A 23608-nucleotide genomic window follows, 5' to 3' on the forward strand; every position below is an offset into this window, starting at 1 on the left:
TTCCTCACCGTTTCGAGTTACGGCATCGTGAACAGCAGCGGATTGCCTGCGGCCGTGGTGCCGTACGTTTTCAGCGACTTCGTGATCCCGCCTGCAAAGCCGCCGGCCTTTGCATAATCCCCGAAGCCGCCCAACAAGCCGGCGGCGGCCGAGATCCCGCCTGCCATCAGGCTGTTGTTTGCGCTCGCGCGCGCGGTGCGTGCGGCATATCGATCCTGCCGGGCCTGGTCCTCGAGCGTGCCACCCTGCAGGATGCTTTGATACCGTGTCTGCAACGCATCGAGCTCGGCATTCCGCACGCTCTGCACCTGGACGTCGAGCGCCGACCCGGTGTTCGGATTGAAGCCGGACTCGGCCACCGCTGCACGTTGCGCGCCGAGTTGCTGCCCGGCCTGCGCCCGTTGCGCGCTTTCACGGGCGACGCCTTGTGCATAAACCTGTCCGGCCTGCTGATCGGACAACGCGGCGTTGCGATCGAGCGCATCGGCCCGTTGGTTCGCCTGCGCGCTGCCCGAGATACCCGAGACGACGCTACCGACACCCTTCACTGCTGCGGCGCCGAGCGCCAACGTAGTCGGATCCATTACTTCACCCTCGCAAAAAGAATCACGTCCCGCCCGTCGACGGTGTATTTCCGTCGCACACCTTCGCGCACGAACCCCAAGCGCCCAACCCAAGCAGCGGCGGCAGTGTTCGCAGCGTCAACGTCCATTTCAATGCGGCGCCACGGCGCGTCGTCGAGCACCCCCTGCATCATCCCGTGAATGATCCGAAATCGCCGCGGCGACATCACGGCCGGTGACATCAGCGTCCACGCCTGCGCACGGTTCTCCCATACCTCGGCAAGGCCGCCACACCCCAGCGTGACCCCATCCTCGACGACTGCCCATCCGACGCGCGTCGCAGCGCACAGGCGCTCAGCGGACTCGCGTGTCATCGTGCCGACCGTCGCTGCATGTTGAGGTGACAGCTCGACAGACAGGATGTGCTCGGGCGTCAGTCGCTCCGAGATCAGCGGCGATCGCGGCCGAGCCGCGTGAATTGCGCCGCGCGATCGGAAGCGGCTTCGAATAAATTTGATAGGCATATCGGTCCTGGTCAGAATCGGCGAAGCGCGCCCATTACTTCAATTTTCCGGCTACGCGTTGCCGGAGCGCTTCCTGCGCGAACTTGATGACCGTCTTACGATCGGCGCCGAGGCCCGTCTCGACGAGCACCTTCGCGACGCGTGGGTCACGCTTCGCTAGCGCGTTCGCCGCATCCCACGCCTGCTCCCATCCGTCGCCGAACGTCTCTTTCATGCCCTGCACCGCGTCCGCGAGGTGGGCCTGCTTGTCGGCCTCGGACAGCGCCGGCCAGCCCTGCGCAAACAGCCGGGCGTCGGCGAGGAATTCGCGCACGTCGGTCTGGTTGCCGCCGTGGTCGGCGACGATCGCCGCGAACTCCTTGCGATCGATCGTGCCGCCCAGGCCGTCGTCGATTGACGCGACGATTTCCTGCCCCCAGTGCCCGGATCCGGTCAACTCGTCGTACAGCACGCCATGTGTGCCCTCGTCGCCGTAAAACTTGCGCACGCGATCGTTGCGAACGAGCGCCAGCGCATCCTGCTCGGCAGCCTGCGGCGCGCTTTGCCCGTCGTCGACGCGCAGGTTCTCTGCGGCGTTCCATGCCTTCGGCTGCTCGACCGACGCGCGCTGCGTCGCGGCTGCGCCGGGCTGCTTTGTGTTCGAATAGAACGCCGCGGCACGTTCCTCGAACGTCTTCTCGACGGGTGCGGATTCCTGTTCGCCGTCCATCACGCCTCCTCGCCGGCCTCAGTCACCGAGCGCAGTGCGGACTCGCTGTCGATGATGTGCGGCGGTTGGTTAGCTGGCTTGCGGTACTCGGCGGCTAATTCGAGGCGCACGATCGTTTGCTGCATGTGCTTCGCAGCAACGCCCGCGATGCTGTCGGGTGGCAGATCTTCGTCGAACATCGACCTGACGTATGTCCGAACAGCCCGGTCTGAAATCCACGCGCGGGCGCCATCGATACGCAACCCAGACGCATGCGGTTCGGGCAGCTCGGGGTTCATGCAGACAGCGCGGATCGCCGCGTGCAACTCAGCGTCGACCTGCAGGAACTCGCTACGCGCGACGGCAGTCGCTTCGAGCGCGGCTTCGAGCGCCTTCGCCGCATTGACGTAGCGACGTTCCAGAGCGCGAGCCGCTCGCACGCCGTCCCTCGACTCCTGGTGACGCGCCTCGATTGCAGCGGCGGTATTGGCTCGCCGCGCGGCTTCATGTACGCGGACGAGCGACGCTTCGCGCGACCGGTGCAGATCCGCGACGGCACGCAGCGACGCCGTTTCCTCGTCCTCCGCACCGTTGTTCTCGAGCAGTCGATCCTCGAGCTGCCGCTGCGCGGTGGCGGTCTGCTGGCGGGCTTCCGCGAGCTGCGCTTCGATCTTTCGGACGTCGGCCATCGCTCAGTCCTCCACGAGTTCGACTTGCCAGTCGAGCACGCGCGCCGCGTCAGCCTGCTCTGCCGTAGCGCGACCCCACGCATGATCCGCGTTCGGGCGGATCCGCCATTCGCCACCCTTCAGCAGTCCGTGGCGCTCGATGAATTCGGCCAGCGCGTCGGCGACGACACGCGACATCGAGGCCCCACGCAACAGCGCGCAGGTCTGCAGCGCCATCCGCGTGCGCGGGGCTAAATAGAGGTTCGTTGCTGCCATGTATCGGCTCCTGTGTTGACCTTCGATCAGCGTCGCATCAGTGCGTCGCGGAATCTCGCGTTTGTGCGCATATCACTATGCGCATACGTCTATGCAGGATCGTGCGTCGTTTGGCGCGGCGGATTGTCCGTCTTTCAGGCCATGATGAGGCGCACGTGGGTAGCCGACCGGGTAGCTACGCACCGTTTCGGCATAGTGCGTAGCGCGCGACGTCCACCAAGCAAGGCACTACGCCCGGAGTTGAAATCGCCAATGGGGATTTCAATCGCCCTTCGCGCGCGACTTGCGGCCCGTCTGGTCGACCACGCGCACGCGCGGCTTCGTCAGTTCGAGCTTGTCGTTCAGCATGCCGAGGTGGCGCATCGCCAGCGTGAGCGCCGCCGTCTTGTCGAACACCTTCGCTTTCTTCGTGAGCGTCGGCGTGGCCGTCAGCTCGCCGTCACCATCCGCGCTGTACGTCATCTGTTCGACCACATCGACGCCGGCGAGGCCCGCCGCGGCCTCATCGTCGAGCAGATCCGGGCGCTTCAGTGTGCCGTCGGCGTTGTACAGGCGCCGGATGTCGAAGAACGCGATGCGCGCGAGCTCGCGCAGCACGCGATCCTGCGTGATGTGCGTGCGCTCACGGCGGGCGCACATCGCGGCGCGGACCGCTTCCTGCACACTAACTTTTGCTAACAGGCGCGCGCCCTGCTCGTTCGCGGTCCTCTCGCTGTAGCCGGCGCGCCGCGCGGCTGCGCTCGCATTCAGATCGACCAGGTACTCGTCGACGAATCGTTGCTGCTTCGCGGTCAGTTTCTTCATTGCTTTACCTCGCTAAATTCGTAGTACGAAATTGTAATTTCATGCATCTTTCAGCCTCGTCAGGGGTGTATCCACCTGTATCCACCGTATCCCCTGTTTCCTATAAACCCCGGTATCCCCCTTATTTATCGCGCACACGTATATAAAGAAAGGTGGATACGGTGGATACGGTGGATACAACCCTTACTGCATAAGGCTTTGCGCGTATCCACCTGCTACGCATCAGGTGGATACAGTAGCTACGCGGGCTTGGCCCAAACCTTGACCGGACGCCCCGCGACCCGCTTTTGCTGCCTCGAATACCCCATTTCTCGCAAAATTTTCCCGATTCGCATTTCGTCGCTGCGTGTCAGGCGACCATGGGCCATTCCAAGGGGGCCGGTTGCGATCTCATGAACCTGTAAAAATTCGCGCTCACGCGGCGGAAGACCAAGTTCGCATTCACCATCGCTGTCAAGCCATTCGTGAATGATCGGTGCCCACGGGTCGGACAGCTTGTGCTGCGCGTGCACTTCGCGCGCCAACGTCTCTGCCTCCCGCCAGTCGACATTCCCGGCGCGCTCGTAGGCCGCGCGGGCCTCGGCCCACAACTGCAGGCAGTCGGCCGCGATCCGATCGACGTCGCATCGACCGACGCGCACGGGCAGCCACCGGCGCTCCCCCGTCTCGTCGGCGAGAAACTCGTCCTGGTTGGTCGTGCCGACGAACAGGAACCGGCGCGCGAACGTCACGCTGAACTCTTTGTACTTTGGCACGAAGTTCTCGTGCGTGCGGCTGATGAACGCCTTGATCGATTCGGCATCGCGCGTGTGCAGGCCGCGCAGCTCACCGAGCTCGACCACCAGGCGGCCGCGCATCATGCGGGACGCGTTGTCGTCGCGCTCGTCGAGCTTGAGCTCGCAGTAGAAGTCCTGCGCCGGCACGAGCGCCTTCACGGCTCGCGTCTTGCCGGCGCCCTGCTCGCCGATCAGCACCGGCACCATCGGCGCTTCGCAGCCGGGCGACAGCACGCGGCCGGCGAGCGCCGTCCAGAGATACCGCGACACCGCGCGTGTGTATGCCGTGTCCTCGACGGCCATGTAATCACGCAGGAACGTTTCGATGCGCGGCACGCCGTCGTGCCGCAGGCCGGTCAACCACTCGACGGCCGAATCGATTCGATTGTCGTCGGCCACAAGGCCCACACCGTCACGCAGCGCCTCCTTGCTAAGCTTGAGGAACCCTCGGCGCTCGAGCCGGATCTGCAGGCGCGTGTAGTCAGGATCTGTGAACGCCCGCAGACCGCGCGGATCCGCCACGTCGGCGAGCATGGCCTCGGCGCGAAAATCGTCGTAGCGGATGTGCCACCCACACTCGTGTGGCGCGCTGACCGCCATTTCGATGTTTTCCGCGAGCGCGAGGATCTCGCCCTTGCCGTTCCGGCGATACCCCGGCTGCCGCGGCAGTTTGCTCGCATGCTCGACCGGCAGCGCTTCAAAGTCATCCTCGTTCGCCTCGCGCGCGGGATCCCGCCAACCACGTGTTGCGGCCATTTTCTTGATCGTGCCCGCCGTGATCGGCGCGCGCTCGTCAACGCCGGTCTTGCCGATGTGCGGCCACACGCGCTCGTCGAGGAACCGCGGGTCGTACTTGCTCGAGCGCGCCGAGAACTCGTGCGCGAGCGCGAGGCCAGCGTCGTCGCCGCGCGCCGCGTGGTGGATCCCGAACACGACGTCGCGCCACTGCTCGTAGTCGAGCTCGTCGTCGCCCGTGTTCGGGATCATGTCGAGCGCCGACTTCAGCGTTTCGAGCTCGACCGGCACGTCGACCGCGCCGGGCATCACGATTTCCTCGCGCGCGACGTGCGGCACGGGCGCGCTCGCCGGCCAATCCATTTCCGCCGCGTATTCCTTCGGCATGTCGTCGAGCTCGAACGAATCGAGCGGCACCGACGCGCCGGCCAGCGGCAACACGAACATGTTGCCGAAGCCGTCGCTCGGCACGCTGTTCTGCTTCGGGAACACCTCGACCTGCCCGGCCGCGACGCCCTTCGTACCGTCACGCAGCTCGCACGCGGCGAGCGCGTCGCGCAGCAGGCATCGCACGCTGTACGCGTCCTGCGGCTCGTCCCACAGCATGTAGATGTGCAGCCCCGCCCCGCCGGACGAGCGGAACGGAATCGGGCGCATGCCGCGCGACTCGAGCTGCGCCATCACGCGCAGCGCCGCGGCCTGCATGTCGTACCACGACGTCTCGCCCTTGTGCGAATCCAGGTCGAGACACGCGACGCGCGTCGTCGACTCGCCGGGCGCGATCTGCGCGGCGCCGTAGGCCGGGCCGCCGTTCACATGATGCGCGAGCCGATCGGCCGTCAGCGGCCGGCGAATGTGTGACGGCGGCCCGTCGCGCTTTATCCAGCAGTGCGAAGTGACGACGCGCGAAACGATCGGCGCGAGCGCGGCCGCGAGATCCGAATGTGTACAGCTAGGCTTGACAGTATTTTCTGTAGGTGTACTATTCATCGTGTTTACCGAGCTTTGAAATTTTTGGGCCCGCATTTATTGCGGGCTTTTTCTTTTCACGAACTGCATGCCGGCGAGTCGCGGCGCTACGTTCTTCAACATCCGCCGCCCTTCGGCCGGCGTCAGTCGCTTCGATCGTCGGAAGTGCGCGCGCAGGAGCTCGAACGTCGCGGCATTGGCCTGGATCTCTGTCATCGCGAGCGCGAGCGCACGTGCGAAATGGCTGCTCGGCGCAACGCCGGCGAATACATCTAGCGTGGCGCATGCGGTCGCGGCATCCGCAATTTCGAACGCACTGGACGCAGGATGGAATACTCCAGCGATCTGCTCGCCGACTACGCCACCGAGATCCATAACCGCCTCCGCAAAGAAGACGTCCGGCGCATCTGTATGTGTGTACGGTTGCTTTGACAGATGGTACCCATGTCGGTAGTGAGTAACCCCCACCCACGCTGAGCCCTCTCTCCGAATCTTGCAACCGAGGAATTGCCAGCCAAACGCCATTGCAATGATCGTGTGACCCGCTTCGTGTGCAGCCGCCTGCTCACGTGTGCACGGGTCGTCGCCATGATGTTTTCGGAGATCGCCGAGGTGTTCTGCGACGCGATGCTTCGCAGCCGGGGTCAGGTGGCGTGCGAGATCAATTGAATTCATGCGGCCTCCGTTGCGTTCGGGGCACGATAGCCGTCGGGATCGGCCAGCCAACGATGTAGTTCACGGTTCGGCCAGGCGACGGAACGTGAGGAGCCAAGTTGCACGCGCTTCGGAAAGCGGCCCGCGCGCTCGCGGGTCGTGACGGAATTCATGCACAGCGGGACGAAGCGTTTCAGATCGCCCCATCGCGTGTAGCCGTCGAGTGGCAGGGTCGAGGATGCGGTATCGCGGGAGGCCATGTGATTAACCTTGCGGTTTGTTGAACATGGCTGAATTTCACGATGAAACCCGCGCAAGATTGTGCGCGAATCAGTCTCTTTCGACCGCCTTGCGATCAAAAATCGGGGGTTCTTTTGGGGGTTCTTTGATCGTAGTTTTCTGATAAACCCTTACTGTAAAAGGCGATAGTGGATCGATGCTGTTGACGCCGCCCCACCAAATTCCGCGCTTGACGCACGAACCCCGCACGACGCGAGTCTGCGGGGTTTTTTGTTGCCGGTGCGCCCCGCCTCCCGCGCCCTCCGAAAAAGCGCCCGGCCCGGGCGGGCCAGGCGGAATGCCACCGATACGCCGGCGACAGGAGGTGACGGAGGTTCGGCACCGTCCGCGCTGCGCTTAAGCGCAGTGGACGGCACCTGCCCGGCACCGCGACCGGACGCGACGCATCGTCGCACCAGCCGCGCGGCCCCGCTGGGCAATGCGCGGCTTAGCTGCCGCGATACAGCGACTTCATTTCTTCCGCGCTGGCCGGACGCACGCCGATCGCACGCGAGCCCGCTGCCGATGCGCCCTGCCCCTGCGCGCCGTAGCCGCTGGTGTCGGCGCCTTGCGCCTGGGCCAACGCGCTGCGCTGCTGTTCTGCAACACGCGCGGTTGCGGCCTGGATCGCTTCCGGATAGTGCGGATCTTCGCCGCGGGCGGTGTTGTAACCGGCCTGCTGGAGCTGAACCAGTTCGGCGCGAACCTGTGCGCGGGTGAGTGCCGAGCCGGACTGCGCGAACGAAACGACCGGAGCAACGAGAGCGGCAGCAACGACAACGGCTTGAACGAGCGACTTCATGATGACCTACCTCCAGATTTGTCTGATTTCGCGGTGAACACCCGTTCATCGCTGACAAACCGAAGTTTATGTAGGCGGATGCTTAAGAATAAGGCAGGTTTCAGGAAGACATCCTTCCTGAATTACGGGTTAACCCTAGAATCCCGACAGGAACCCGATCCGGCATCGCATGATCGCACTGGACCACGACCGGCCATAAAGCACGAGCCCCGCAAGGCAGCACGCCCTGCGGGGCTCGAAAAGAATCGCGCGGCATCGGCGCGGCCCGGCCGGACAGACGCGTCGACGACGACCCGGCGCGCCTGCGTTGGTTTATTGAGTGTCCAGCGGGCACTTCAGGTTGCAGCCGTTCGGGTCTCCCATATCGCCCTTGCGGCGCAATGCCGACTTCTTGCCGCTCTGGTATTTCTGCGACGGCGCAGACGCCGCGAACGGCATCTGCGGATGCTCGTTCAGGCGGAACTGTTCGCTCAGGATGCCGCCAGGCACGCCCGGGGAATTCTGCGCAAGCGCAAACGGCGAAACAGCGACGAGAAGCCCTGCGGTCAACGCTGCCGCGGCGAAGGGAACGGAAAGTTTCATGGCGGGATGACGCCTGAACGGCGTGCTTGTTGGAACGTTGATGAAGCGGCAAGCGTAGCGCAAATCCCTCGCTGCTGCAGCGCGGCTCGCGTGCATTCCCGTTACCGTGCGCTGCCGTCCGGCGTACCGGCCGCGACCGTACCGGCGAAGCCCTCCGCGACACCAGCCAGCGTGCCGCACGCCGCCGGATCGTAGCCGTCGAGGTGCGCGACGCGCTCGACGAAACGTGCGTCGCGCAGCAAGGCGAGCACGCCGGCGAGCGGCCGCGAGTCGAGCTGCGCGCGTTCGCACGCGAAGTAGTAGTCCTCGTCGACGACCGGGATGAAATCGAGCCCGAAATGACGGGCGGCCGGCTCGACGCCGAAGCCGAGATCGGCCATCCCGCTCGCGACGAACGCGGCGATCGCCGAGTGCGTGAGCTCGGCCGACGCATAGCCGTCGATCCGCTCGGGATCGATGCCGATCGCGCGCAACGCGAGATCGAGCAGCATGCGCGTGCCCGACCCCGGCTGCCGATTGACGAAGCGGATGTCGTGGCGGGCGAGATCGGCCAGCCCGCCGACCTGCTTCGGGTTGCCGCGCGGCACGAACAGCCCCTGCTGGCGACGCGTCAGATGAATCAGCACGTGACGCGTGTCGTCGAGCCACGGCCGGTAGATCTGCGCGCACCGTTCGCGGAACGCGCCGCGCGGCAGATGGAAGCCGGCCAGCTCGCATTCGCCGCGCGCGAGTGCCTGCACGGCCTCGACGCTCTCGCGATACTTGATGTCGACGGCGGCCTGCGCATCGACGAGCGCGGAAACGAGCGCCGCAACCGCATAGCCGTGCGACGCATGAATGCGCACGGCGCCGTCGCGCTGCGCGAGCCGCCGGTTCAGGTCGCTCGCCACCTCGGCCGCCAGCGCGCGCAGGTTCCCGTCGAGACGGCTACGCGCGAGCCGCTGCGCGTCGACGACCGCCTGCCCCAGCTCCGACAGCGTCGATCCCTTGCCGCGCGCGGTCTCGATCAACTCGCCGCCGACGCACGCCTCCAGCGCCCGCAGCATGCCCCACGCGTGCCGATACGACAGCCCTTTCGCCTGCGCGGCCTGTGCAATGCTGCCCGTATCGGCCACGAGCTCCAGCAACGGGGCGACATCCGACAGGCTCGCCGTGCGGCCCTCCGTGTCGCGTACGGTCAGATACGCGTCGCATTCGATTCGAATCAATTATGTACTCCGATTTCCTATTGCGACTGCGAAATCTTCCGCTTATCGTTGCTCAAAATCAATCAGGACGAAGTCCCGGTGTGCACTATATGAATCATGGGCACATATGAGACTTTGGAGGAGCACAACCGATGTCCCCGAATTCCCCTGCGCCCGACGCGCTCGTCGAGCGTCATGCGCGCGCCGGCCGCTCGCTCGTCGCGATCCTGCATGCGATCCAGGACGAGGCCGGCTACGTGCCGGCAGGCTGCGTCGCGCCGCTCGCGAAGGCGCTGAACCTGTCGCGTGCCGAAGTGCACGGCGTGCTCACCTACTATCACCACTTCCGCACCGCGCCGCCCGCGCGCGTGACGATCCAGATGTGCCGCGCCGAGGCGTGCCGCAGCATGGGCTGCGAAGCGCTGGCCGCGCACGCGGAAGCGCGCACGGGTTGCCGGTTCGACGCCGCGCACGGCGAGAGTGCCGACGCGCACGCGCCGGGCGATGTCGCGCTCGAGTCGGTCTACTGCCTCGGGCTGTGCGCACAATCGCCGTCGATGACGGTCAACGGCGTGCTGCACGCAAAGGTCACGCCGGAGAAGTTCGACGCCCTGCTCGCCGACGCGGCCGCCCACACCCCGGAGGCCGCATGACGACCCGCATCTACGTTCCGCGCGATTCGTCCGCGCTGGCGCTCGGCGCCGACGCCCTCGCCGCCGCGATCGTCGCGGAAGCCGAGCGGCGCGGCGTCGCGATCGAACTGATCCGCAACGGTTCGCGCGGGCTGCTGTGGCTCGAGCCGCTCGTCGAGGTCGGCACGGCCGCCGGGCGCGTCGGCTACGCGAACCTGTCGGCGGCCGATGTGCCTGCCCTGTTCGACGCAAACTGGCTCGACGGCGGCACGCACCCGAGCGGCGTCGGCCTCGTCGACGCGCTGCCCTATCTCGCGCGCCAGCAGCGCCTCACGTTCGCGCGCATCGGCCTGACCGATCCGCTGTCGATCGACGACTACCTGAAGCATGACGGCCTCGTCGGCCTGAAGAATGCGCTCGCACTCGACGGCGACGCCGCGTGCGAGCAGCTGATCGAATCGGGGCTGCGCGGCCGCGGCGGCGCGGCCTTCCCGGCCGGGATCAAATGGCGCACGGTCCGGCAGGCGCGCGCCGCGCAAAAGTACATCGTCTGCAACGCGGACGAAGGCGATTCGGGCACGTTCTCCGATCGCCTGCTCATGGAATGCGATCCGTACTGCCTGATCGAAGGGATGATCATCGCGGGCATCGCGACAGGCGCGACGCTCGGCTACATCTACGTGCGCAGCGAATACCCGCATGCGATCGCGGCACTCGAAACGGCGATCGAGCGGGCTCGCGAAGCCGGCTGGCTCGGCGAACGCGTGCTCGGCTCCGCGCATGCGTTCGACCTGCACGTCGCGAAGGGCGCCGGTTCGTACGTGTGCGGCGAGGAAACGGCGCTGCTCGAATCGCTCGAAGGCAAGCGCGGCGTCGTGCGCGCGAAGCCGCCGCTGCCGGCGCTCGCCGGCCTGTTCGGCCAGCCGACCGTGATCAACAACGTGATCACGCTCGCGACCGCGCCGGTGATCTTCGCGCGCGGCGCCGCGTTCTATCGCGACTACGGGATGGGCCGCTCGCGCGGCACGCTGCCGTTCCAGCTCGCGGGCAACATCCGTCACGGCGGCCTCGTCGAGCTCGCGTTCGGCGTCACGCTGCGCGAGCTGCTGTTTGACTACGGCGGCGGCACGGCCAGCGGCCGGCCCGCGCGCGCGGCCCAGGTCGGCGGCCCGCTCGGCACCTACCTGCCCGAACACCAGTGGGACGTGCCGCTCGACTACGAGGCGTACACGGCGATCGGCGCGGTGGTCGGCCACGGCGGCATCGTGCTGCACGACGACACGTCGAATCTCGCGGAGCTCGCCGAATACGCGATGAAGTTTTGCGCGATCGAATCGTGCGGCAAGTGCACGCCGTGCCGGATCGGCTCGACACGCGGCGTCGAGACGATCGCACGGATTCGCGAAGGCGACACGTCGGAGCGTCAGGTCACGCTGCTGCGCGACCTGTGCGACACGATGCTCGCCGGCTCGCTGTGCGCGATGGGCGGGATGACGCCGTATCCGGTGCTGTCCGCGCTCGACCATTTCCCCGAAGATTTCGGGCTCGCCGCCGGCAAGCAAGCCGCGTCGGGTCCGGTCAAGGCTGCGGCCTGACCCAGAAGGAGCCCTGCATGTCCCTCGACACGAACAACGTCCGCCAAGGCGGCTGCGGCTCGGGCCAATGCGCGTGCAAGAGCGCCGCTGAGGCGCGCGTGCGCGATCCGTTCGACGAAACCGACTACGGCACGCCGCAACGGCATGCCGATACCGACGTCACGCTCGAAATCGACGGCCAGCCGGTCACGGTGCCGGCCGGCACGTCGGTGATGCGCGCCGCGATCGAAGCCGGCGTCAACGTGCCCAAGCTCTGCGCGACCGATTCGCTCGAACCGTTCGGCTCGTGCCGTCTGTGCCTGGTCGAAATCGAAGGCCGGCGCGGCTATCCTGCCTCGTGCACGACGCCCGCCGAAGCCGGAATGAAGGTGCGTACGCAGTCGGACCGGCTGCAGTCGCTGCGCCGCAACGTGATGGAGCTGTACATCTCCGACCATCCGCTCGACTGCCTCACCTGCCCCGCCAACGGCGACTGCGAGTTGCAGGACATGGCGGGCGTGGTGGGCTTGCGCGAAGTGCGCTACGGCTTCGACGGCGCGAATCACCTGCGCGACCAGAAGGACGAATCGAATCCGTACTTCACGTACGATCCGTCGAAGTGCATCGTCTGCAACCGCTGCGTGCGCGCATGCGAGGAAACGCAGGGCACGTTCGCGCTGACGATCGCCGCGCGCGGTTTCGAATCGCGCGTCGCCGCCAGCGAAGGCGAATCGTTCATGGCATCGGAATGCGTATCGTGCGGCGCGTGCGTCGCCGCGTGCCCGACCGCCACCTTGCAGGAAAAGACCGTCGTCCAGCTCGGCCAGGCCGAACACTCGGTCGTCACGACCTGCGCGTACTGCGGCGTCGGCTGCTCGTTCAAGGCCGAGATGAAGGGCACGCAGGTCGTGCGCATGACGCCGCACAAGAACGGCCTCGCGAACGAAGGCCACGCGTGCGTGAAGGGCCGCTTCGCGTGGGGCTACGCGACGCACAAGGACCGCATCACGAAGCCGATGATCCGCGAGAAGATCACCGACCCGTGGCGCGAAGTCAGCTGGGAAGAAGCGCTCACCTACGCGGCGACGCAATTCCGCAAGCTGCAGCAGAAGTACGGCCGCGATTCGATCGGCGGCATCACGTCGTCGCGCTGCACGAACGAGGAAACCTACCTCGTGCAGAAGCTCGTGCGGGCCGCGTTCGGCAACAACAACGTCGACACCTGCGCACGCGTGTGCCACTCGCCGACCGGCTATGGCCTGAAGACGACGCTCGGCGAATCGGCCGGCACGCAGACCTTCGCGTCGGTAAGCCAGGCCGACGTGATCGTCGTGATGGGCGCGAACCCGACCGACGGTCACCCGGTGTTCGGCTCGCGCATGAAGCGGCGCATCCGCGAAGGCGCGAAGCTGATCGTGATCGACCCGCGCCGCATCGACGTGGTCGACGGCCCGCACGTGAAGGCCACGCATCACCTGCAGCTGCGACCCGGCACCAACGTCGCGATCGTCAACGCACTCGCGCACGTGATCGTCACCGAAGGGCTCGTCGCCGACGCATTCGTCGCCGAACGCTGCGACACGCGCGCGTTCGAGCAATGGCGCGACTTCGTATCGCGCGCCGAGAACTCGCCCGAAGCGACCGCCGACGTAACGGGCGTGCCGGCCGCGCTGGTGCGCGAAGCCGCGCGCCTCTATGCGACGGGCGGCAATGCCGCGATCTACTACGGCCTCGGCGTGACCGAACACGCGCAAGGCTCGACGACGGTGATGGGCATCGCGAACCTCGCGATGGCGACCGGCAACATCGGCCGCGAAGGCGTCGGCGTCAATCCGCTGCGCGGCCAGAACAACGTGCAGGGTTCGTGCGACATGGGCTCGTTCCCGCATGAACTGCCCGGCTACCGGCACATCAGCGACGAAGTCGTACGCACGCAGTTCGAACAGGCATGGTCGGCCACCCTGCAGCCGGAACCGGGGCTGCGCATCCCGAACATGTTCGACGCGGCGCTCGACGGCAGCTTCAAGGGGCTCTACTGCCAGGGCGAGGACATCGTCCAGTCGGACCCGAACACGCAGCATGTCGCGGCCGCGCTGTCGTCGATGGAATGCATCGTCGTGCAGGACATCTTCCTGAACGAAACCGCGAAATACGCGCACGTGCTGCTGCCGGGCTCGACGTTCCTCGAGAAGGACGGCACGTTCACGAACGCGGAGCGCCGCATCTCGCGCGTGCGCAAGGTGATGCCGCCGCTCGCGGGCTACGCGGACTGGGAAGTGACGCTGCTGCTGTCGCGGGCGCTCGGCTACGACATGCACTACACGCATCCGTCGGAAATCATGGACGAGATCGCGCGGCTCACGCCGACCTTCTCGGGTGTGTCGTACGAGAAGCTCGATGCGCTCGGCAGCATCCAGTGGCCGTGCAACGAACAGGCGCCGGACGGCACGCCGACGATGCACATCGACGCGTTCGTGCGCGGCAAGGGCCGGTTCGTGATCACGCAGTTCATTCCGACGCCGGAAAAGGTCACGCAGCGCTATCCGCTGATCCTGACCACGGGCCGCATCCTGTCGCAATACAACGTCGGCGCGCAGACGCGCCGGACCGAGAACGTGCAGTGGCACGAAGAGGACCGTCTCGAGATCCATCCGCACGACGCGGAGGATCGCGGAATCCGGACCGGCGACTGGGTCGGCATCGAATCGCGGGCGGGCCAGACCGTGTTGCGCGCGCTCGTGTCCGACCGCATGCAGCCGGGTGTCGTGTACACGACGTTCCACTTCCCCGAATCGGGCGCGAACGTGATCACGACGGACAGCTCCGACTGGGCGACGAACTGCCCGGAATACAAGGTGACGGCCGTGCAGGTGATGCCGGTTGCGCAGCCGTCGGACTGGCAGCGCGCGTATGCGCGCTTCAACTCGGAGCAGCTCGACCTGCTCGAGCGCCGCGCCGCCACGCCGGCCGCCGTGACGACGGGCAAGTGAGGACGCGATGGACAACGGACACCTGGTCGACATGGCCAACCAGATCGGCGCGTTCTTCGAATCGATGCCCGATCGCGAAGAAGCGCTGACCGGGATCGCCGAGCATATCCGGCGCTTCTGGGAACCGCGGATGCGTCGTGCATTGCTCGCCGCGCTCGACGATCCGTCGAGCGAGGCCGGACAACGCGCGGCGCCGATCGTGCGCGACGCGATCGCCGCGCACCGCGCATCGCTCGTGCCGGCCGCGGCCTGAGCCTGAGCGCCCCGCTACGCGGGCACCGACATGCCCGCGAACCAGCTTTCGCAATGGCGCAGCAGCGCATTCGCGTCGGTGGCGGTACGGCCGCGCACCGCGATGTAGCCATCAGGTCGCAGCAGGTAGAACGACGGCCTCGAGCGGCCGTATACCTGCGCAAGCCCATCCGCGCCGTCGCTTTCGGCATCGGCGACGCGCCACGTTCGCACGGCGCCCGGCATGATCCGCTCCAGCGCCTGTACAAGCGCCTGCGCATCCGCGGGTATCGGCGGCACGTCGCCCGTCTCGCCGGCGTCGACACCTGCCGGTTCCTCGAGCAGCAGCAGCGTAAAGCTCCCCGGGTCGTGCAGGTCGTATAGCCGCGCGGTTCCGGGCGCCCGGCCGAGCGGCCCGTCGATCACGTGCACGAGCGCGTCGGGCGCGCGCTCGCCTGCGCGCGGCCCGCCGTCGAGCACGCGTTCGAGAGTGAGCGGGCTTTTCCGGTATTGCACGCCGAGCTCGCTGACGGTGCGGCGCACCGCGTCGCGCACCGGCCCGAACGACGCCAGCAGCGGCACGACGTGATCGCGCAGCAGCTTCATCGCGCCGTGGTCGGCTTCGACGATCTGCGTGACGAGGCCGGTCTGCCGCAATACGTCACGCTCGATCGGGTGGCGCTCGGCGTGATACGTGTCGAGCAGGCGCTCCGGCGTGCCCGCGCCGAGCACGCGCGCGAGCTTCCAGCCAAGATTGAACGCTTCCTGGATGCCCGTGTTCATGCCCTGCGCGCCCGCCGGGCTGTGAACGTGCGCGGCGTCGCCCGCGAAGAATACCCGCCCGTGACGCAGTCGCTCGACCATCCGGCTATGCAGGCGGAAATACGTCGACCACGCGAGATCGCTCGGCGCAATCGACGCACCGACGCGCGCGCGCACGATCGCCTCGCATTCGTCGAGCGACGGGGTCGAGGGCGTGAGTCCGTCGGGCGATGCGTCGCTGCCGGGCGGCCGGTCGGCAACGAGCCGGTAGCGGCCGCCGCCCATCGGAAACAGCCCCGCGATGCCGTCGGGCGTCGTGAACAGATGGATCTCCTCGTCCGGCCAGTCGGGTATCGCCGCGAAATCGGCGAGCAGGAAAGTCTGCTCGAACGCATGCCCGGCGAAGCCCAGGCCAAGCAGGTGGCGCACCGTGCTGTGCGCGCCGTCGGCGGCGATCAGGTACGAGGGCGCGAACGCCTGTTCACGGCCGTCGGCATCGCGGATCGTCACGTCGAGCGACGGTCCGCCCGCATCGCATGCGGTGAGCGTGACCCCGCGTTCGACGGTCACGCCGAACCCGGCCAGATGCTCGGCGAGCAGCCGCTCGGTGATGCTCTGGTCGAGAAACAGCAGATACGGATAGCGCGTTTGCAGCGGATCGAAATCGAGCCGCGCGATCACGCGGCCGTCCGCATGCAGCGCGGCCGCATGGGCGCGATGACCCAGCGCGAGAAACGGTTCGACCGCGCGATGCTGCTCCAGCAGTTCGAGCGTGCGTGCCTGGATGCCGATCGCGCGCGAATACGGTGCGGGCACGGCCAGCCGGTCGATGATGCGCACCGGCACGCGGGCACGCGCGAGACTCATCGCTGCGGCAAGGCCGGTGGGGCCGGCGCCGACGATCAGCACGGGCGGGATATCGAGCAGTGTGTCAGCCATGAGAACCTCGATGACACGCGATTGTGCAAGTCTACGCCGCTCCGCGTGACGGGGCCATATGCCAACCGGCCGATCTGGGGCGAGCGCGCGCAGTGTGGGAAAATACGCGCTTTCCGTCAGTTTTCGCGTCATGGAATCCGCATTCGACCGAGCGTATGCCGCGCACCGCGCGGGCCGCCTCGCCGAGGCCGAGCACGGCTATCGCACCGCACTCGCCACCCATCCCGCCGACGCCGACGCGCTGCATCTGTTCGGCGTGCTGCGGCATCAGCAGGGCCAGCATGCCGAGGCGGCCGATCTCGTCGGGCGTGCGGTCGAGTTGCGCCCGAACGACGCCGCGCTGCAGCTCAATCTCGGCAACGCGCTGAAGGCGCTCGGCCGGCTCGACGAAGCGATCGACCGCTTTCGCAACGCGCTGACGCTCGCGCCCGAATTTCCGCTCGCGCACTACAACCTCGGCAACGCCTATGCGGCACTGCAGCGCCACGAAGATGCGGTCGACGCATTTGCCCGCGCACTTCGGCTCACACCGGACGACGCATCGATCCACAACAACCTCGGCAACGCGCTGAATGCGCTCGGCCGTCACGACGATGCGCTCGCCGCGTTCCATCGCGCGCTCGAGCTGCGGCCCGGGCATGCCGGCGCGCACAACAATCTCGCGATGGCGCTGAACGCGATGGGCCGGGCCGACGACGCGATCGCCCATTTCCAGGCGGCGATCGCCGCACAGCCACGCTTCGTCGCCGCGCATTTCAATCTCGGCAACACGCTCGAGGCGCTCGGCCGTCATGGGGAAGCCGCCGCCGCATTCGAAGCCGCGCTCGCGCTGCACCCGCCGTTTCCGCTCGCCCTCTTCGGGCTCGCGAACGCGCTGTGCGCGCAGGCACACCACCGCGACGCGCTGCCCTACTACGAACGCGCGGTCGGTCTCGATCCGTCGTTCAGTCTCGCGTGGTTGAACCTCGGCAACGCGCATCACGCACTCGGCGCGCACGAGATGGCGCTGCGCGCGTTCGACCAGGCGCTGCGCGTCGCCCCCGACCTGAAACTCGCGCAGCTGCACCGCGCCGTCACGCTGCTGACGCTGGGCGACTTCGCCCGCGGCCTGCCCGCGTACGAAACGCGCCACGACACGCCGGGCGCGACGCCGCTCGGCACGCTGCCGCGCTGGCAAGGCGAGCCGATTGCCGCGCGCACGCTGCTGATCCGCGCGGAACAGGGCTTCGGCGACACGCTGCAGTTCGTCCGCTTCGTGCCGCTCGCCCGCGCGCGCTGCGCGCGCGTCGTGCTCGAAGTGCAGCCGGAACTCGTCGCGCTGCTCGCACCGGCCGCGGCACGCTGGCGCGTGACGCTCGTCGCGCAGGGCACCGCGAAGCCGCCGGCGGCGGACATCGCGTGCACGCTGATGAGCCTGCCGTTCCTGCTCGGCCTGCAGCCGGCCGACATCGTCGCGGGCACACGCTACCTCGACGTGCCGGACAGCACGCAGCGGCGCTTTCGCGGCTCGCTGGGCGGCCAGTCGAAGCGCAAGTTCGGCCTTGCCTGGACGGGACGCCGGCAGGCACAGGAAAACCGCTCGATGCCGTTCGACGCGCTCGCGCCGCTGCTCGCGCTGCCGGACATCGACTGGATCGTGCTGCAGCCGGCCCTCGACGACGACGAACGGGCACGCGTCGACGCGCATCCCCGCATGCATCGCCTCGACGGGCGGCTGAACGACTTCGCCGACACGGCAGCGCTGATCGAACGGCTCGACGGCGTCGTCACGATCGATACGGCGGTCGCGCATCTCGCGGGCGCGCTCGGCAAGCCGCTGTGGATCATGCTGCCGTTCGCACCCGACTGGCGCTGGTTCACCGGCGACGACTGTCCGTGGTATCCGCGCGCGAGGCTCGCCCGCCAGTCCGCACCGGGACAATGGCTCGACGTGGCGGCGGCGGTCGCCGCCGCGCTGCGCGACGCCTGAATCTGAATACCCGAGCGCAGACGAACAAAGGGAGCGCGGCGCGCTCCCTTTTTTCAGTCGACGTGATGCGATACAGGCGGCGTCAGGCCGACTTGTACTGGTTGCGCGCTTCGCGCGTGCGATACAACACGAGCGTCGCGATCAATCCACAGAATGCGGCGACGCTCAGCCACAGCCCCGGTGCCGCCTTGTTGCCGGTCTGGTGGATCAGCAACGTCGAGATCGCCGGCGTGAACCCGCCGATCGTCGTCGCGAGGCTGTACGCGAGCGAGAAGCCGGCCGTGCGCACATCGGCCGGCATCACTTCGGTCAGCGCGACGACCATCGCGCCGTTGTACGAGCCGTACAGGAACGACAGCCACAGCTCGACCGCGAGCAGCCGCAGGAACGACGGATCCGCCACGAGCCACAGCACGGCCGGATAGGCCGACAGCAGCGTGAGCACCGTGAACGCGATCAGCACCGGGCGACGGCCGATGCGATCCGACAGCGCGCCGGACAGCGGCAGCCAGACGAGATTGGACAGGCCGACGCAGACGGTCACGACGAGTGCGTCGAGCGACGACAGGTGCAGCACTTCCTTGCCGAACGTCGGCGTGTATGCGGTGATCATGTAGAACGACACCGTCGTCATGATCACCATCCCCATGCCGGCGATCACGACGCCCCAGTTTTCGAGCATCGATCGCATGATCTCGCCCATCGTCGGACGGTGACGCTTCGCGAGGAATTCGTCGGTTTCCTTCAGCGAACGTCGGATCCGGAACAGGAACGGAACGATCAGGCAGCCGATCAGGAACGGAATGCGCCAGCCCCACGCGGTCATGTCCTCGGCCGGCAACGCGCGGTTCAGCAGCACGCCGACGAACGCGGCGAACACGACCGCCACCTGCTGGCTGCCGGACTGCCACGACGTATAGAACCCCTTGTGCCCCTTCGTCGCGATCTCCGACAGGTAGACGGACACGCCGCCGAGCTCGACGCCCGCGGAAAAGCCCTGCAGCAGCCGGCCGAGCAGCACGAGCACCGGCGCGAGCACGCCGATCGTCGCGTAACCCGGTATCGAGGCCACCGTGAGCGTGCCGAGCGCCATCAGCCCGAGGGTCAGGATCAGCCCCTTGCGGCGGCCGTGATGGTCGATGTACGCGCCGAGCACGATCGCGCCGACGGGGCGCATCAGGAAGCCCGCGCCGAACACCGACAGCGACAGCGACAGCATCAGCGACGCGAACGCGTTGCCGCTCGGAAAGTACGTTTTCGCGATGGCCGACGCGTAATACCCGTAGACCATGAAGTCGTACATTTCCAGGAAGTTGCCGCTGACGACCCGGAACACGGTACGGAATTTCGATTCCTGCGCGACGGCGTGTGTGGCTGTGGACATGGCGTTCTCTCGGCTCGGAAGGCGCGACCTGTGCGCCGTGGGAATCCGACGATGCGTGTCGCGCCGGGCCGGCGCGCACGGGCATCGCTGGCAGCCGGCGGCGCCGCGCGCAACGATGCGCATGCCGGCATGGTTGGCGAATGATGCCACGCGAATCCGACAATTGCCTTGTATCGGGGCCGGCGTTGCGGACGCCGCGTCCGGCTCGTACGAATCGCCGCGAAAGGTGCATCAAAATCAGATTGGTCCGATCGACCGATCGCGATCGCCTGACCACAATGTCACGATTTGCGACGCACTCCGCGCCGCGGCCGGCCACGCGGCCCGCGTCGCACCGCGTACCGCCCTCATGATTCCATCGCCCCTCGTTTCCGTCGAAGGCTCGATCGCCCGCCCTCGCGTCGCGCCGCTCGACGGCGTGCCGCCGTTCGGCCGCGAATGGCGGTTCGGCGCCGCGTCCGGCAGCCGCTCCGACATCCGCTGCGTGGCAACGTTGACGACTTCGTGCATCGACGTCGACGCGCCGCATCGCACCTGCCGCTGGCAACCGCTGGCCGCCGTACAGCCGTCGTCAGCAGGTGTACCAGCCGTTGCTGCCGGCGCCACCGGTCGGCATCGGCACGTCGCACGTGCCGTCAATCGAGCACACGACCGGCGGGCACGGCATGCCGCCTGCTGGAGCATCGGCGCACTCGCGATCATCGGCGGGCTGATCGTCGCCCACGAACCGTTTCCGGATGTCGCGCGTTCGCCGGTAATGCAAATCGCCAGCGCCGTGCCGGAGCACGCGACGGAATTCACGGGTCGAGTGCGGAGCGCCGGGGCCGAGCCCGCCACGGCCATCACGCCGGCACGGCACCACTCGGCGCGGGCCGTTGCCAATACACCTATCACATCGTCGCGGCCCGCACGCGACGCTGCGCTCGAGCCCTCGCCGCGACTCGCCGACGCAGCGCCGGACGTACGACGCGCCGCCACCGCGGCGGCACCGTCGCCGAATCGACCGAACGGCACGCACGCGACAGCCGTGCAAGTCCACCCGCCTTCCGCGCCGCAACTCGCCGGCCGCCCGTGGATCACGCACGTCGCCTCGCGCATGCCAACGCCCGGTCGCGCCGGTTCACTGCCGGTCCCGGACACCCGGCACGACCAGCACGCATCACTCGACGATCCACTCACGCTGATCGCGATGGCGAACGCGCTGCACGCCGAACGCCCGGCTCGAACAACCGCTGCGCCCGCCGCCGGTTTCGACTGGACGACGCACCTGTCCCACCGCCGCCTGACCGACACACCCACCACGCTCACCCGCTGACGCGCGGGCAATAAAAAACCCGGCGAAGCACGCTGCGCCGGGTTTTCGTTCGCCGACCGGTCCGTCGGGCCGGCCGCTCGTCACTTGTGCGCGGGCAACCCCGTTTCGGCCTGCCGCTCGAGTTGCCGTACCTGCTCCTGCAGATCGCGCAATTGCAGCTGCGCCGCCCGCTTCTCGACCTGCAGCGCCAGCGTCTGCTCCTGCGCCGACTTCTGCCGCTGCGCGACCTCGGCCTGCTGGCTGCGCGCGACGCTCAGATCGGTCTGCAGTTGCTGCGCACGATTCGCCTGCAGCGCGATCACGCGTTCGAGAAACGCCTTCTGCGCCTGCAGTTCGGTGCGGCGGATTTCGACGTCCGCGAGTTGCGTCGTCTGCTGGACGAAGTTCGCGTACACCATTTCCGCGCGGGTCTTCTCCTGCGACTTGACCACGCGCCACAGATGCTTGTCCTGGAACAGCGCGATGTAATACGTCATCTCGCGCGGATCGAACATCAGGCTCGCGCCGTAGCTGCCGTTGTACGTGGTGCGCATCTCGACGATTCGCCCGTCGTGCAGCATCTGCGTGAGCTCGGCGACGTTGCCTTGCGCGGTCGCATCCATCGCGGAGGCGGCGGATGCGCCGGAAGCGGAAGCCGCCTGCGCGGCATCGCCGCTCAGGCTCGTCACCGCGGGGCGCGAGCCCGCGACCGGCGCGGTCGCGTCGACGGACCACGCCGCGCCCGCATGCACGCAGGCGGCCAGCGCAACGATCCACGTTGCGCATCGGGCAGGGGAAAAATCTCGGAAGGCCAACGTCAGACTCCGGCGAACGAATCGGGAGTCGCGATTATCGTTCAAAACGAAACGGCCGCATCTCGAATTTACCGGGATGCGGCCGACCTTCCTGCGCGATACAGCAAACGCCGGCTACAAGCGCGTTTCGCGTGCCGCGCGCAGGAATGCATCGAGCAGCGGCGTGCAGTCGAGCAGTTCGGCGCCGCCCGCGCGATGAAACTCCGGGTGCCATTGCACGCCGACGACGAACGGCGCTCGCCGGTAGCGAATGCCTTCGATGATCCCGTCGCCGGCCGACACGGCCTCGATGTTCAGATCGCGGCCGAGATCGCGGATCGCCTGATGGTGGATCGAGTTCACGATCGCTTCGCTGCGCCCGGGAAACATGCTCGCGAGCGTCGACGAGTCCGGGAAGCGGATCGCGTGGCGATGCTGGTCGTAATGCTCGCTCACGTGCGCGTTCGCGGTCGGTACGTCGGTCGCGATGTCCTGGTACAGCGACCCGCCGAACGCGACGTTGATCAGCTGGCAGCCGCGGCACACGCCGAGCACGGGCTTGCCGGACTCGACGAACTCGTGAAACAGCTCGAGCTCGTACATGTCGCGCACGCGATCGCCCGGCCATTCGGGGCGCGCGTCCGACGCCGCGTAGGTTTGCGGCGACACGTCGGCGCCGCCTTGCAGCAGCAGGCCGTCGAGATGCTTCGCGTAGTCGCGCAGGCGGATGTTGCTCGGGTGCAGCATGCCCTGGTGACCGACGGTCGGGATCATGAACACGAGCACGTCGCGCGACATCACCCAGTGCGCGATCGATTCCTCGAGATACTGCAGCGTCTTGCCGCGCAGCCCCTTCGCGCCCGGCTCCGGATGGAAGATCCGCGCCGACACGCCGATGCGCAGCGTGCGCTGCGTGATCCGCTGGCCGGCGCGATCGAACATCCGGCGGGCGCGCGCCGCGACGATCCGGCCGAATACCGACCACGGCGTATCGCTTTGCTTCAGGTAAGCCGGCGGCACGTTCTGCGCGCTCGCGGGCGGCGGGCGCGGCGTGTCGAAATCGGGCTGCGCGCCGAACCCGGGCGGCGCTGCACCGGGTTTCGGCGGCGCTGCACTGCCTTCGGCAGCGGCACCCGCCGTGCCCGCGGCGCCCGGCTCGGACGCCGCCGTGACCGGCGCTGCGCCATTCGCCGCGACGACCTGAGCAGCGGCAGCCTGCGTGGCAGGCGCCTCCGGCGTGGGCGCCGGACCGGAACGGGGGGAATCGGTGGAAGCGGAAGAAGTGCCGGGCAGACCGGCCGGGGAAGGCGTGTTTTCGCTCATGACGATGGTCTGGTACGTCGCTCGCGCGTATTGGATTGACGAGGATTCATTATGCTTCAGTGCACGATCGCGCGGTAAACCTGCAACATCCTGTCGAAATTGTTGCAAGTCGTCGCATCCCCCGCCGGACGTGCCACCGGCCTCCATTCGACGGTATCGCGGGCCGTCCGGGTGAACTGGACATCAGTGATATATCACAATAATATTCA

The 23608-nt window shown here is 67.3% G+C and carries 22 protein-coding genes; 6 read left to right on the forward strand and 16 right to left on the reverse strand.

Annotated features, from left to right (window positions below; translation table 11 throughout):
* Positions 1 to 17: 17 nt before the first annotated feature.
* The 12 genes from NQV17_RS00915 to NQV17_RS00970 all read right to left on the reverse strand — a co-directional run bounded on the left by NQV17_RS00915 (position 18) and on the right by NQV17_RS00970 (position 9528).
* Positions 18 to 569 carry a hypothetical protein gene (locus tag NQV17_RS00915; protein WP_257767976.1) on the reverse strand — a complete coding sequence of 184 codons (552 nt, stop codon included), beginning with the start codon at positions 567 to 569 and terminating at the stop codon, positions 18 to 20.
* Between the two features lie 14 nt (positions 570 to 583).
* A complete protein-coding gene (locus tag NQV17_RS00920; RefSeq protein WP_257767978.1) occupies positions 584 to 1087 on the reverse strand; it encodes a GNAT family acetyltransferase in 504 nt (167 codons plus the stop codon).
* A gap of 34 nt (positions 1088 to 1121) precedes the next feature.
* Positions 1122 to 1796, reverse strand: coding sequence for a hypothetical protein (locus tag NQV17_RS00925; RefSeq protein ID WP_257767980.1), 675 nt, complete (start codon positions 1794 to 1796; stop codon positions 1122 to 1124).
* A complete protein-coding gene (locus tag NQV17_RS00930) occupies positions 1796 to 2464 on the reverse strand; it encodes a hypothetical protein (protein ID WP_257767982.1) in 669 nt (222 codons plus the stop codon). Before NQV17_RS00930 ends, NQV17_RS00925 begins: the two co-directional genes overlap by 1 nt.
* A 3-nt stretch (positions 2465 to 2467) precedes the next feature.
* Positions 2468 to 2719 carry a hypothetical protein gene (locus tag NQV17_RS00935; RefSeq protein WP_257767984.1) on the reverse strand — a complete coding sequence of 84 codons (252 nt, stop codon included), beginning with the start codon at positions 2717 to 2719 and terminating at the stop codon, positions 2468 to 2470.
* 261 nt (positions 2720 to 2980) lie between these two features.
* Positions 2981 to 3523, reverse strand: a complete 543-nt coding sequence (locus NQV17_RS00940) for a terminase small subunit (protein ID WP_257767986.1) — start codon at positions 3521 to 3523, stop codon at positions 2981 to 2983.
* Positions 3524 to 3762: 239 nt separating this feature from the next.
* Positions 3763 to 6060, reverse strand: a complete 2298-nt coding sequence (locus tag NQV17_RS00945) for a VapE domain-containing protein (protein WP_257767988.1) — start codon at positions 6058 to 6060, stop codon at positions 3763 to 3765.
* Positions 6061 to 6678 carry a hypothetical protein gene (locus NQV17_RS00950; RefSeq protein WP_257767990.1) on the reverse strand — a complete coding sequence of 206 codons (618 nt, stop codon included), beginning with the start codon at positions 6676 to 6678 and terminating at the stop codon, positions 6061 to 6063.
* Positions 6675 to 6917, reverse strand: a complete 243-nt coding sequence (locus tag NQV17_RS00955; RefSeq protein ID WP_257767992.1) for an AlpA family transcriptional regulator — start codon at positions 6915 to 6917, stop codon at positions 6675 to 6677. Before NQV17_RS00955 ends, NQV17_RS00950 begins: the two co-directional genes overlap by 4 nt.
* Before the next feature lie 467 nt (positions 6918 to 7384).
* Positions 7385 to 7738, reverse strand: coding sequence for a DUF4148 domain-containing protein (locus NQV17_RS00960; RefSeq protein WP_257767994.1), 354 nt, complete (start codon positions 7736 to 7738; stop codon positions 7385 to 7387).
* 312 nt (positions 7739 to 8050) lie between these two features.
* Positions 8051 to 8320 (reverse strand): hypothetical protein, encoded by a 270-nt coding sequence (locus NQV17_RS00965; protein WP_044844846.1) that lies wholly within the window; start codon positions 8318 to 8320, stop codon positions 8051 to 8053.
* A gap of 101 nt (positions 8321 to 8421) precedes the next feature.
* On the reverse strand, positions 8422 to 9528 hold the full coding sequence (locus NQV17_RS00970; RefSeq protein ID WP_257767998.1) for a helix-turn-helix transcriptional regulator: 1107 nt from the start codon (positions 9526 to 9528) through the stop codon (positions 8422 to 8424).
* Positions 9529 to 9659: 131 nt separating this feature from the next.
* Here NQV17_RS00970 and NQV17_RS00975 point away from each other — a divergent pair, with 131 nt between their 5' ends.
* From NQV17_RS00975 to NQV17_RS00990, 4 genes are read left to right on the forward strand one after another with little or no spacing between them, the layout of a single operon-like run.
* Complete coding sequence (locus tag NQV17_RS00975) at positions 9660 to 10160, forward strand: NAD(P)H-dependent oxidoreductase subunit E (RefSeq protein WP_257767999.1); 501 nt, start codon at positions 9660 to 9662, stop codon at positions 10158 to 10160.
* Complete coding sequence (locus tag NQV17_RS00980; protein ID WP_257768001.1) at positions 10157 to 11734, forward strand: NADH-quinone oxidoreductase subunit NuoF; 1578 nt, start codon at positions 10157 to 10159, stop codon at positions 11732 to 11734. Before NQV17_RS00975 ends, NQV17_RS00980 begins: the two co-directional genes overlap by 4 nt.
* 17 nt (positions 11735 to 11751) lie before the next feature.
* Positions 11752 to 14703: a formate dehydrogenase subunit alpha gene (fdhF, locus tag NQV17_RS00985; protein WP_257768003.1), complete on the forward strand. Its 2952-nt coding sequence runs from the start codon at positions 11752 to 11754 to the stop codon at positions 14701 to 14703.
* A gap of 7 nt (positions 14704 to 14710) precedes the next feature.
* On the forward strand, positions 14711 to 14956 hold the full coding sequence (locus NQV17_RS00990; protein WP_257768005.1) for a formate dehydrogenase subunit delta: 246 nt from the start codon (positions 14711 to 14713) through the stop codon (positions 14954 to 14956).
* Positions 14957 to 14970: 14 nt separating this feature from the next.
* On the opposite strand, the gene NQV17_RS00995 is transcribed toward NQV17_RS00990, so the two are convergent.
* Positions 14971 to 16635 (reverse strand): FAD-dependent monooxygenase, encoded by a 1665-nt coding sequence (locus NQV17_RS00995; RefSeq protein ID WP_257768007.1) that lies wholly within the window; start codon positions 16633 to 16635, stop codon positions 14971 to 14973.
* Between the two features lie 58 nt (positions 16636 to 16693).
* Here NQV17_RS00995 and NQV17_RS01000 point away from each other — a divergent pair, with 58 nt between their 5' ends.
* Positions 16694 to 18604 (forward strand): tetratricopeptide repeat protein, encoded by a 1911-nt coding sequence (locus NQV17_RS01000; protein ID WP_257768009.1) that lies wholly within the window; start codon positions 16694 to 16696, stop codon positions 18602 to 18604.
* Between the two features lie 82 nt (positions 18605 to 18686).
* Here the strand turns inward: NQV17_RS01000 and NQV17_RS01005 are convergent, their stop codons facing one another.
* Positions 18687 to 19988, reverse strand: coding sequence for an MFS transporter (locus NQV17_RS01005; protein WP_257768011.1), 1302 nt, complete (start codon positions 19986 to 19988; stop codon positions 18687 to 18689).
* On the opposite strand from NQV17_RS01005, the gene NQV17_RS01010 reads away from it, so the two are divergent.
* Positions 19987 to 21303, forward strand: coding sequence for a hypothetical protein (locus tag NQV17_RS01010; protein WP_257768013.1), 1317 nt, complete (start codon positions 19987 to 19989; stop codon positions 21301 to 21303). The two genes, NQV17_RS01005 and NQV17_RS01010, sit on opposite strands and share 2 nt — an antisense overlap.
* 80 nt (positions 21304 to 21383) lie before the next feature.
* On the opposite strand, the gene NQV17_RS01015 is transcribed toward NQV17_RS01010, so the two are convergent.
* Complete coding sequence (locus NQV17_RS01015; protein ID WP_257768015.1) at positions 21384 to 22097, reverse strand: DUF2968 domain-containing protein; 714 nt, start codon at positions 22095 to 22097, stop codon at positions 21384 to 21386.
* A 114-nt stretch (positions 22098 to 22211) separates the two neighbouring features.
* Positions 22212 to 23399, reverse strand: a complete 1188-nt coding sequence (locus NQV17_RS01020) for a gamma-glutamyl-gamma-aminobutyrate hydrolase family protein (RefSeq protein WP_257768017.1) — start codon at positions 23397 to 23399, stop codon at positions 22212 to 22214.
* Between the last annotated feature and the right edge of the window lie 209 nt (positions 23400 to 23608).

The sequence above is a fragment of the Burkholderia sp. SCN-KJ genome (assembly GCF_024656005.1).
Taxonomy (GTDB): domain Bacteria; phylum Pseudomonadota; class Gammaproteobacteria; order Burkholderiales; family Burkholderiaceae; genus Burkholderia.